Raw genomic sequence first — 10644 nt, forward strand, 5'->3', positions numbered from 1 at the left:
GCGACGCGATGCGATGCTGCGCCGAGCAGGCCGTACTCCAGCCGCGTGCGGGTGAGCCGGCCGCAGCCGTGGGTCAGGATGTGGCCGCCGAGCCGCCTCGTCGGTGCCGTACTCCAGCAACGCGACGGTGGGCCGCGGGCCGCGGGCGCCGCATCATCGGCAGGCCGACTTACCTACCCATGCGGCACCACGAGCTGGGCCAGCTCCCCGCGGCGAGTCACTCCCAGCTTCGGGTACGCCTTGTACAGATGGTGACCGACTGTACGGGGGCTGAGGAACAGCCGGGCCGCGATCTCTCGATTGCTCATGCCCGCCGCCGCCAGCCGTACGACCTGAAGCTCCTGGGGCGTGAGCCGGGTGAGCGGGTCGAGGGCCCGGGGGTGGGCCGAGGGCCGCTCGCCCTGGGCGGACAACTCCGCGCGGGCCCGGCTCGCCCACGTCCGGGCGCCGAGCCGCTCGAAGGCGCCAAGCGCGTCGGCCAGTTGGTCCTTCGCCTCGGCGTGGCAGTGATGCCGGTGCAGCCATTCCCCGTACGCCAGCCGGGTCCTGGCCTGGTCGTACCGGCGGGGGTCGCGCTCGTGCAGTTCCAGCGCGGCCGTGAAGTGTCCGGCGGCGGCGTCCTCGTCGGCCAGCAGCGCCGCGCAGCGGCGGGCCAGCGCGATCGCCTGCGGCCGGCCGGTCTGCTCGGCCCAGTCGGACAGGGCGGGCAGATGGCGGGCGGCCTGCTCGGGGAGCCCTGCCCGCACGGCCGCCTCGACATGATCGGGTACGGCCCTGATGAGGAAGTCGTGCCGGGCCGGGCCGCCGCACACCTCGTCCAGCCGGGCCGCGGCCTCGTCGAACCGGCCGCCGGCCAGGTGGAGCAGGCCGAGCGCCCACAAGGCCAGCGCGGCGTCGGTGGGGTGCCTGGTGCGGTGCTCCAGCACGCCGGCGGCCAGCGAGCGGCACGAGATCTCGTCTCCGCCGACCGCGGCCAGCCATGCGGCGATCGCGTTCAGCACGACGACCTGCAGGTCCTGGCCGAGGTCGGTGGCCAGGGAGAGGGCCTCGGTCACGCCGGCGTCGGCGTCCATGAACCGGCCGCGCAGCAGCTGGACGATCGCCAGGGGTTCGAGCGCGTACGTCAGCCGGCCCAGCGTGCCCTGCTCCCGCACGTCGGCGACCAGTGACTCCAGCACCTCCGTGGCGATCTCGTCCTCGGCCACCAGCATCCCGGCGAACCCGGCCATGAGCCGCTCCACGAACCCGTCGGCCTTGCCCTGCCCGGCGGTCCCGGCCAGCTCGCGCATGGGTGGCACGCCCACGTCGGGCCGGCCGTCGTACAGGTGCCGGAACCCGATGAGCCCCGCCACGACCGGTGCTCCGGGTTCGACGGTCTCCAGGAGGGCGGCGCACTGGCGTACCAGGTCGTGGTCGCCGGCGTCGCGGGCGTACCAGACGGCTTCGGTGAGGATCGACACGGACCGCGCGGGGTCGGTGGCGGCGATGGAGGTGGCGCCGTCCAGCGCCAGGGCGGCGGCGACGGCGGGCGAGCCGCGCTCGTACTCGACCTGAGCACGGATCCACGCCGCCTCGGCCGTCAGCAACGGGTCACGAAGCGGACGCGCAGGCCGGTCGGCGGGTTGCGGAAACCGGCCGGCCGACCCAGCAGCGCGGTCGGGCACCCCCAAGGCCCGGTCGACCAGGTCAACGCCGCGGTCGGGTAGCCCCAGGGCCAGGTCGTCCGGGCCAGCATTTCGGTCGGGCAGCCCCAGGGCCAGGTCGGCCGACCCAGCGTTGCGGTCGGTCAGCCCCAGGGTCGGGTCAGCGTTGCGGTCGGGCAGCCCCAGGGCCCGATCGACCGAGCGGGCGGCCCGGTCGGGCATCCCTGCGGCCTGGTCGGCCAGTTCGACGGCGCGATCGAGGAGGCCCGCTTCGTGAGCGGCACGGGCGGCGGCGATCAGCCGCCACGCCCGGCGCGTCTCGTCGGTGCTGAGCTGGGCGGCGCGTTCGAACGCGCTCATCATCGCGCTCACCCCGCCCCGTCGGCCGGCCCGGCGGGCGGCCCGCTCCAACTCGGCGGCGACCTCCTCATCCGGGCCCGGGGTGGCGGCGGCCAGGTGCCAGGCGCGGCGGTCAGCGTCGTACTCGCCGTCGAGCGCCCGTGCGAACGCCTCGTGGACCTGGACCCGCCCGGCGTGCGGGGCGACGTGGTAGGCGGCGGCCCGGATCAGCGGATGCCGGAAGGTCACGCTGCCGCCCGGCGCCAGCCCGTCGGACAGCACGACCAGCCGGGCCCGTTCGGCAGGCTCCAGGTCGGCCGCGGAGACGCCGAGCAGCGTGCCGACCCGCAGGATCATCCGCAGGCTGCCCGTGTCGTCGGCCGCGGCGATCAGCAACAGCAGCCGCGTCGCCGCGGGCAGGCCGGCGATCTGCGCCTGGAAGGCATCCTGGACGTGGCCCGCGGCGGGCAGCGGCCCGGTGGGCGGCGGCCCGGTGGGCGGCGGCGGCGTGGGACGGCCGTTGCCCTGAACAGCGTTGAGCATGGTGGCCAGCTCGATCACGGCGAGCGGGTTGCCGCGCGACTCGGCGAGCACGCGCTCGCGCAACGGCCCGGCCAGGTCGTGCGCGTGCGCGTCGAGCAGCGACGTGACGCTCTCCTGGTCCAGGGCGGAGAGCCGAAGCACGTCCAGGCCCGGCACGGGCGTGGCGAAAGACACCGACGCCCAGTCGTCGGCGCGAGGGGCGGGGCGGATACAGGGCCCAGCCGGGCGTGGCGGAGCGTCCCCGTCCCCGCTCCTGGCCGCGAAGATCATCGCGATGGGGTCGGCGTGCAGCCGCCGGGCGGCGAACAGCAGCCCGTCCAAGGACGCCCGGTCGAACCACTGGGTGTCATCGATCAGGCACACCAGAGGGCCGTCGCCGCTCAGCTCCGACAGCAGCGACAGCGTCGCCGCGCCGATCAGGAACCGGTCGCCGACCGCCGCCTCGTCCAGCCCGAACGCCGCCCGCAGCGCCGCCGCCTGCGTGCCGGGCAGCGTGCCGGCCCGGTCGAGGTACGGATGCAGCAGCCGGTGCAGCCCCGCAAAGGGCAGTTCGGCCGCCGACTCGATGCCGACGCCACGCAGCACCCGTAGATCGGCCGCCGCGGCGGCGGCATGGTCGAGCAGCACGGTCTTGCCGATCCCGGTCTCACCCGTGATCAACAACGCTCCGCGGCGGCCCGCACGGGCGCTCGCGAGCAGGTCGTCGATCCGGGCCCGCTCGGCGATCCGCCCCAGAACCATGCGGAAACAGTAACCCACACCACTCTCGGAACGATCTCTCCACGCGGACGTGTCCCCGGAGTGGCACAAAGGGGCGAACTTTCCGGCAAGCCCAGCGCCGATCGAGGCCCGCGGATCATGAGTCGGCTCGGTTAGGTGCCGCCGAGTGTTGTTTATATCGCTGCGGCTGGGAATCTCCCCGCCGTCGTGCTGTATGGCGCACACCCGCCATTCGTATCGGCGAGTCAGGATGTCACCTGTTCCAAGGAGGCAGGATCGGCTGGCATCTCCGCCGGCAGGCCGTCCCACTCGACCACCACGCGGTTGCGTCCGGGCCCGGCCGCGGCCAGAGCCATCGCACGCTCGCCTGCGGTGTCCACCATGGCGGGCATCGCGCGACCGATCGCGGGCGGCTCCATGCCATACGCGCCGGCAAGGTGGTGATCCCAATATCCACGCCGTAGATCTAGAGGAGGGTCGCCGCGTCGGAAACACATTTCATGGCCCCGCCCGCAATGATCCCCTGGCGCGCCCGGTGTCTCGCCACACTCGCGACAGGACGCACCCGAATCGGCAGATCTGCGTACGTGCCCGACGGGGAGCCAAGCTGATCTGCCTCTATGGAGGGTGGCGGGGTGAGGCCTTGCTGGGAGATCTGCTCCGTTGCAGCGATCGACATGTGGCGTCGGTTCTCATGTCCATTGGCCGCGAAACGTCGGGCCAGGTGGCTCCCAAACTGGCGAGTCTCCGGCTCCCGTTCTCGCTAACATTGCCACTCGGCGGTTGGAGCGGCGTGCTGGTCGTCCAGAGCGGGCCTGGCACAGGTACGGGGTTGACTCCCGAGGGAAACTCGGGTCGGCGACGGCCAACAGGGCGTACTGGGTGGTCGTCCCTAAATAATAGGGAATAGGGAAACCCGCTAGCCTTGATGACAATTGCCGACCCGCTTCTGCGGTGCCATAAAAGAACTGGACCGGTCCGGATGCGGTGGCAACTCGTGGCCTGCGATCAAAATGCCCAGCAGATTCGGCGGCAGCGGGATGGGGCGGCTCGACGCCCATGCTTGTCCGGCACGACGATCCGACGGGCGCGCTGATCTTCGATGCGAACCAGGTCTTGCCGCCCAGATGTGGCGGCGCGCCAACCGTCACCGTCGCTGGTGCCGGCGCCACAACGGCACGTTCGCCCCCGCATCGGGGAAGCGGCGTGATCCACGACCGCACCCGCGCCCACCCGTGGAGGTTCTACCCGGGTGTGCGGTAGGCGGCGAGGAAAACGTGGGCGGCGGTGTCGGCGTAGTGATCGAGCTCGGACGGTGGGAAGCGGATGTCGTCGCCGCAGAACATGACCTTGTTGACCGGGATCGACGAGACGAGCCAGGTGAAGTGATTGGCGGCGAGCACGGGTTCGTCGATCTTCAGTAGTCCGCGGCCGGTCAGTTGCTCGAAGCACGAGGCCAGGGCGGCGTGCACGCGCTCGGGGCCCGCCTCGAAGTAGGCGTGGCCGAGTTTCGGGAAGCGGCCGGCCTCGGCGATGACGAGGCGGCGCACGCGCAGGTGGGACGGTTGTGTGAGGGCGTGGATGAACCGGCGCGCGACCGCCCGCAGGGTGGTCTCGACGTCATCCGTGGTGGCCAGCTCGCCCATGGCGTTCTGGAAGATCTGGTCGATGCCGACAAGGCGATCGAGCACGATCTGCTCGAACAGGCTCTCCTTGGGCCCGAAGTGCTTGTAGATCGTCTGCTTCGACGCCCCCGCCGCGGTGGCGATCTCGTCGGTCTTGGCGCCGACGTAGCCGTCACGGAGGAACACCTCCAGCGCCGCATCCATGATCCGGCGTCGAGTCTGCGCATGTGGGGGTGCGGCGTGTGGCATTTCGGCCCTCCTGAGTTCGCGCCGGGCGACCGTTGACATCCTCTCGTAGTGTACCGTACGGTACTGTTCGCTCGATAGGTACAGTACCGTACGGTACGAGTCGAAGGGGACCAAGATGGGCACTGTTCAGTCCAAGGACGGCACCGAGATCGCCTTCGACGTATGGGGCGACGGCCAACCACTGATCATGATTGACGGGGCCACCGCCCATCGCGCGGTCAACCCGATCAACGCCGAGGCGGGGCAACTGCTACGCGATGAGTTCCGGGTCTACGCCTACGACCGCCGCGGCCGCGGCGAGAGCACCGACACCGCACCCTACGCGGTGGAGCGCGAGTTGGAGGATCTTGCCGCTCTGATCGACCACGCCGGCGGGTCGGCCATCGTGTTCGGCTGGTCCTCCGGGGCCGTGCTGGCCCTGCACGCCGCGGCCGCGGGCCTGCCGATCACCCGGCTGGCGCTGTTCGAGCCGCCGTTCGTCGTCGACGACAGCCGCCCGCCGCTGCCGGCCGACTACGTCGAGCGGCTCGACGCCTGCGTCGCTGACGGCCGCCCGGGCGACGCGGTGGAGGTGTTCATGACCGCGGCGGTCGGCCTCCCGGCCGAGATGGTCACCGGTATGCGGCAAAGCCCGGTCTGGCCTCCCACGGAGGCCGTCGCGCACACCATCGCCTACGACGGGCGGATCATGGGCACCACCATGTCGGGCGTCCCGCTGCCCCGCGATCGCTGGGCCGCGGTCACCGTACCCGTCCTGGTCATGCACGGCACCGGCACCATGCCGTGGCTGATCACCGGGGCCCGGGCGCTGTCCGATCTCCTGCCTGCCGCGACCCTGCGGGCGGTACCCGGCGAGAACCACGGCACCACGGCTGACGTGCTCGCCGCCGCGCTGCGGGAGTTCGCCTACGGCCACTAGACAGACCCGAAGAAACGCAGACGCCATGCACGCCACGGGTAGATCCTGCATCTGCCGACGGCGACGCCGGGACCGGATCCCTTCGAGTCCGGTCCGCCAAAGCGCCGGTTCCACCTGCACGCGAAGCAATGAGGAGGTTGGAGATGGGAAAGATCGCGGTCACCGAGTTCATCTCGCTGGACGGTGTGGTGGAGGGTCCCGGCGGCGAGGACTTCACGTACCGCAACTGGAGCTTCGAGTTCCAGCGCGGTGAGGACGGCGACAGGTTCAAGCTCGATGAGGCGCTCGGAGCCGAGGCGCTGCTGATCGGCCGCAGGACCTACGAGTCCTTCGCCGGCGCCTGGCCCCACTACCAAGGTCCCTTGGCCGACAAGTACAACAGCATGCCGAAGTACGTGCTCTCCAGCACCCTCACCGACCCCGAGTGGAACAACACCCGCGTGATCAAGGGCGACGTGGTCGAGGAGGTGACCAAGCTGAAGGAGGAGGTGGACGGCGAGATCCAGGTGCCCGGCAGCATCCGGCTCGTGCAGGCGCTGATCGCCGGTGACCTCGTCGACGAGATCCGCCTGATGACCTTCCCGGTCATTCTCGGCACCGGCAGGCGACTGTTCGGGGAGACCGCGCGCAAGACGACGTGGAGGCTGACCGAGTCCAAGACGGTCGGCGAAGGCATCCCGATCACGACCTTCCAGCGGGCAGGCGGATAACCCTTGCCGCGTCCGCCGGCGGCCGGCTTCCTACGTGTCGCGTGCGAGGGGCGTGACTGTCGCCGGCCAAGCAGAGGCTTTCCATGGCCGGCCGGCAGCGCGAACCTCCGTAGTACGGCTGACCGGAACACGGCCCGGGGCGCTGCCGGGAGTGTTTCACCAGGTGGTCGGCGCAAAGGCTTTGCGGACGCATTCGCCGTTGCTCACCGTTCTTTGGCCGCCGCCGCTGGGGCGGTCGCGGTGTCGCTGCCAGGCTGGATCGTGCGCGGGTGCGTGTTCTGTACGAAGAAGTCCCACCGCGTCGTAGCCATGATCGGCACGCCTAGCAGAGAGCGTGGTCGATCAGGGAGGCCGCGGCCTTGATCTGGGGAAGCGGGTCCTGATCAGGGCGGAGTGCGCTGGAGTACGCCACGGAGGCGACGCGGCGGCCGTCGGCGGTCACGGCGTTGTCACTGATGGCGTTCCACCCGCCCCCGCCGTGGAACCAGACCCACCCGCCGCACGGCAGCCGCCGCTTCATGATCCCCAGACCGTACCCGGCATCGCGCCAGAACGCCCGGAACGGGGTGGCCGGCACGGTCTTCGTCATCTCCGCCAGCTCGGCCGGGCGCAGTAACCTGCCCCCGAGCAGCGCGCTGAAGAACCGGTTGACGTCGTCCGGCGTGCTGACCAGCGAATGATCGGTCCCGCCCGGGAAAAACGTCGTCACGTCCGCCATGGGCCCATCCGCCGTGAACCGCTTGTACGTCGTCATGCGCGGCTGCGGCAGGAACGGCGACGTACCCGGCGCGTAGGTGTGCCGCAATCCCAGCGGCTCGATCACGCGCTCCAGGAGCTGCTGCTGCCAGGGGGTGCCAGTCACCTTCTCGATGATCATGCCCACCAGGACGTAGTTGGTGTTGGAGTACGCCCAGCCCTTGCCCGGCTCGAACGCCGGCTTGTGCCGCATGGCCATCGCCACGAACTCTTCGGGCCGGTAGACGCGGAACCGCTCGCGCCGGAATCCGGCCTCGCTGGTCACTCGCTCCAGCGGGACGTCATCGGCATACTCCGGCAGGCCGCTGGTCTGCCCGAGCAACTGCCGCAGCGTGATCTTCGCCCCGTCGTTGCCGTTGCCCTCCACCAGTCCAGGCAGCCATCGCTCGACGGTGTCGTCCAGCCGCAGCTTGCCCTCACCCACGAGCTGCAGCGCGATCGCCGCCACGAACGTCTTGGTGGTGCTGCCGATCCGATAGTACGCATTCCACGGGACGGGCTCGCCGGTCTTCAGGTCGGCCACGCCGCTGCGGGCGGCCGAGGTGCCTCTTGGGGTCGTGACCGCGGCCAGGACGCCGGTGGCCCCGGTGGCCTTGAGCGCGTCGGCGTCGCGCTGAAGCTGCTTGGGCTGGTCGGCGGCCCAGGCCGGGGTCGCGATGGCGATGCTGGTAAGGGCCGCCGCGGTGACGACCTGCTTGATGTTCATGAACCCCAGCCTTCCGCCGAGGGGCGGGTTCCGCCATGAGGGATCCCCCGGGGCTGATCCCTGGCTCACCCTCGGTCGAACCAGGGGTCGAGCGCATCAATGTTCGCTTCCCGAAGGAACGATGATGGTTCCCGAAATCACCACAGGCCCGCCGCGTCGACCACAGGAGGATCACGAGCTCGACCGACGACCAGGCCCGCGACCGACACCGGTTGAAGCGTGATCTGGCTGGATCGGAACCGGGACTGCGACCTCGTCCAACCCGCCCATCTGGCGGTTCTGCCCAGCCCTGGTAATGCCCGACAGCTTCACCCACTTCCCCAAGCGCGCTTGGACCGGGAGCAGGAGCAAGGCCGGACAGCTGACGCGCCCGTGGGGACTGCGATCTTCTTGCCTGCCGACATGTTCCTGTAGCGAGGTCACATTCGCGATGTTCGGTCGGTCAGTGCTGTGACAAGAACGGACGAACGGGTGTGGCGGATGGACGACAATCAGTGGTTGGCGGAGCGTTTTGAGGCGCATCGCGCCCAGCTCAAAGCTGTGGCGTATCGGATGCTCGGATCGGTGAGTGAGGCCGACGATGCCGTCCAGGAGGCGTGGATCCGGCTGAGCCGCTCGGACGCCGGCGAGATCGGGAACCTCGGCGGATGGCTGACGACGGCGGTGGCGCGCGTCTCGCTGAATATGCTGCACGCACGCCGAACGCGACGCGAGGAGTCTCTGGACGCCGTGCACGTGCCCGAGCCGATCGTCGACCGCGTCGATGGCACCGACCCCGAGCATGAGGCGCTGCTGGCCGACTCGGTGGGCCTGGCCCTGCTGGTCGTGCTGGAGATGCTGAGCCCGGCCGAGCGGCTTGCCTTCGTGCTGCACGACATGTTCGCGGTGCCCTTCGACCAGATAGCGCCGATCGTCGACCGTTCCCCGGAGGCGGCACGCCAGCTGGCCAGCCGCGCGCGCCGCCGCGTGCGCGTTGAGGAGACGGTCCCCGACTGCGATCGCCGGACTCAACGCGAGGTCGTCGAGGCATTCCTGGTGGCCGCGCGTGAGGGGGACTTCGACCGGCTGGTCTGCGTGCTGCACCCGGACGCGGTGCTCAGAGCCCACCTCGGTCCCGCCCCTGGGTCGGGTGAGGTCCGCGGAGCAGAGGCGATCGCTCGCCAGGCGGTGACCTTCTCGCGGGTCGGCCTGGCCATTGAGCTGGCGCTGATCAACGGCGCGGTCGGGGTGGTCACCAGGCGGGACGGTGAGCCCCAGTCGGTCGCCGGATTCACCGTCAGGGGCGGCAGGATCGCCACGATCGACATTCTCGCCGACCCCGGGCGCCTCCGCCGCCTCGACCTGACTCCGCTCGACTGATGAACCGGAGGCCGGTGGTCACATTCGTTCGTCGCCATTGGTCATACCGGTAACGACCACGAACCCAGGAGGGACGACGATGCTGAAAGAAATCGCGTACGCGACCGTGTTCGTCAGCGACCAGGACAAGGCGCTCGACTTCTACACCAACGTGCTTGAATTCGAGCAGCGGTTCGACAACCCGACGCCCGACGGACCACGGTTCCTCACGGTCGGTCTCCCCGGGCAAAAGTTCCAGCTGGTTCTGTGGCCGGGGACACCCGGGCAGGCCCAGCCGCTCAAGAGCCACACCCCGGGGGCCTACACCATCGACACCGGAGACTTCCAGAAGGCATACCAGACGCTGAAGTCGCGCGGCGTGCAGTTCGATACCGAGGTGCTCGAGTACCCGTGGGGCTGTCTCGCCATCTTCCAGGATCCCGACGGCAACCGGCTGCAACTGCGCGAGGTGCGAGTGGGCCGGTAGTTACCAGCCCGTCGTCGATCGAAACAGCCGGAAACCGTGGCAACGCCACCGAATGCGGTCACCAGAGCCCACGCCTTGATCAGAGGCGGCCATATGGGGGAGGCCGCCGAAGTCCTGCGCGTCGCGGCGGATGAACGCGGCGACGCGCCGGCCGATCGGGAGCTGGGTCGATTGCTGGCGTTGCGACGGGCTGGGAAGATCCCGAGGAGGACGAGGATGCGAGCAGGCGACTGCTCAACGAGCTGACTTCGGTCGCAGAACGAGACGGTCATCGCCTCCAGCCCGGTCGACCTGTTGTGGGCCGTTCCCGGCATGACCTGCGTGAATGCGGAACTCGATGCGGAACCGGGCCGTTTGGTGATCCATCATCCGAAGCGCCCTGCCGAGTTGTCGACGCAGCCCGACGGCGTGGATCTCCTGAGCTGGTTGCGTGAGGTCGCGCCCGATCTGCCCGAGCCTGTCATGCCGGTCGGGCGGCCCGTGGTGCCGGGGTCGGTGGTCGAGCGCTACGGCTACAACGTCGGTACGGACCGCTGACTCCGTACAGGCCGCTTCTCCCGGCACCTCCACAGGTCACGTCCCGCCGCACCCCGCGGGGTGCGGCGGTCG

8 protein-coding genes are annotated in these 10644 nt (G+C 70.2%); 5 read left to right on the forward strand and 3 right to left on the reverse strand.

Going from position 1 to position 10644, the window contains the following annotated elements; genetic code table 11:
- Window positions 1-173 precede the first annotated feature (173 nt).
- Together ACWDX9_RS30595 and ACWDX9_RS30600 are read right to left on the reverse strand one after the other, a co-directional pair.
- Window positions 174-3266: an AAA family ATPase gene (locus tag ACWDX9_RS30595; protein WP_449959876.1), complete on the reverse strand. Its 3093-nt coding sequence runs from the start codon at window positions 3264-3266 to the stop codon at window positions 174-176.
- A 1223-nt stretch (window positions 3267-4489) separates the two neighbouring features.
- Window positions 4490-5074 (reverse strand): TetR/AcrR family transcriptional regulator, encoded by a 585-nt coding sequence (locus ACWDX9_RS30600; RefSeq protein WP_449959878.1) that lies wholly within the window; start codon window positions 5072-5074, stop codon window positions 4490-4492.
- Window positions 5075-5234: 160 nt separating this feature from the next.
- Here ACWDX9_RS30600 and ACWDX9_RS30605 point away from each other — a divergent pair, with 160 nt between their 5' ends.
- Both ACWDX9_RS30605 and ACWDX9_RS30610 read left to right on the forward strand, forming a co-directional pair.
- On the forward strand, window positions 5235-6038 hold the full coding sequence (locus tag ACWDX9_RS30605) for an alpha/beta fold hydrolase (RefSeq protein ID WP_449959880.1): 804 nt from the start codon (window positions 5235-5237) through the stop codon (window positions 6036-6038).
- Between the two features lie 143 nt (window positions 6039-6181).
- Window positions 6182-6748 (forward strand): dihydrofolate reductase family protein, encoded by a 567-nt coding sequence (locus tag ACWDX9_RS30610; protein ID WP_449959882.1) that lies wholly within the window; start codon window positions 6182-6184, stop codon window positions 6746-6748.
- Window positions 6749-7070: 322 nt separating this feature from the next.
- Here the strand turns inward: ACWDX9_RS30610 and ACWDX9_RS30615 are convergent, their stop codons facing one another.
- Window positions 7071-8210: a serine hydrolase domain-containing protein gene (locus tag ACWDX9_RS30615; RefSeq protein ID WP_449959884.1), complete on the reverse strand. Its 1140-nt coding sequence runs from the start codon at window positions 8208-8210 to the stop codon at window positions 7071-7073.
- A 480-nt stretch (window positions 8211-8690) separates the two neighbouring features.
- On the opposite strand from ACWDX9_RS30615, the gene ACWDX9_RS30620 reads away from it, so the two are divergent.
- From ACWDX9_RS30620 to ACWDX9_RS30630, 3 genes are all read left to right on the forward strand, one after another.
- Window positions 8691-9569: a sigma-70 family RNA polymerase sigma factor gene (locus ACWDX9_RS30620; protein ID WP_449959886.1), complete on the forward strand. Its 879-nt coding sequence runs from the start codon at window positions 8691-8693 to the stop codon at window positions 9567-9569.
- A gap of 79 nt (window positions 9570-9648) precedes the next feature.
- Window positions 9649-10035 (forward strand): VOC family protein, encoded by a 387-nt coding sequence (locus tag ACWDX9_RS30625; protein ID WP_449959887.1) that lies wholly within the window; start codon window positions 9649-9651, stop codon window positions 10033-10035.
- Between the two features lie 321 nt (window positions 10036-10356).
- Entirely contained in the window at window positions 10357-10572 is a 216-nt protein-coding gene (locus ACWDX9_RS30630; RefSeq protein WP_449959889.1) for a hypothetical protein, read from the forward strand.
- Window positions 10573-10644 lie beyond the last annotated feature (72 nt).

Source organism: Nonomuraea sp. NPDC003201 (assembly GCF_053590415.1).

What these genes read in the sequence shown, in the direction of transcription:
- ACWDX9_RS30595 (WP_449959876.1), bottom strand. Translation starts at nt 3,266, where the DNA reads ATGGTTCTGGGGCGGATCGCCGAGCGGGCCCGGATCGACGACCTGCTC.
- ACWDX9_RS30615 (WP_449959884.1), bottom strand. Translation starts at nt 8,210, where the DNA reads ATGAACATCAAGCAGGTCGTCACCGCGGCGGCCCTTACCAGCATCGCC.
- ACWDX9_RS30620 (WP_449959886.1), top strand. Translation starts at nt 8,691, where the DNA reads ATGGACGACAATCAGTGGTTGGCGGAGCGTTTTGAGGCGCATCGCGCC.
- ACWDX9_RS30600 (WP_449959878.1), bottom strand. Translation starts at nt 5,074, where the DNA reads ATGGATGCGGCGCTGGAGGTGTTCCTCCGTGACGGCTACGTCGGCGCC.
- ACWDX9_RS30625 (WP_449959887.1), top strand. Translation starts at nt 9,649, where the DNA reads ATGCTGAAAGAAATCGCGTACGCGACCGTGTTCGTCAGCGACCAGGAC.
- ACWDX9_RS30605 (WP_449959880.1), top strand. Translation starts at nt 5,235, where the DNA reads ATGGGCACTGTTCAGTCCAAGGACGGCACCGAGATCGCCTTCGACGTA.
- ACWDX9_RS30610 (WP_449959882.1), top strand. Translation starts at nt 6,182, where the DNA reads ATGGGAAAGATCGCGGTCACCGAGTTCATCTCGCTGGACGGTGTGGTG.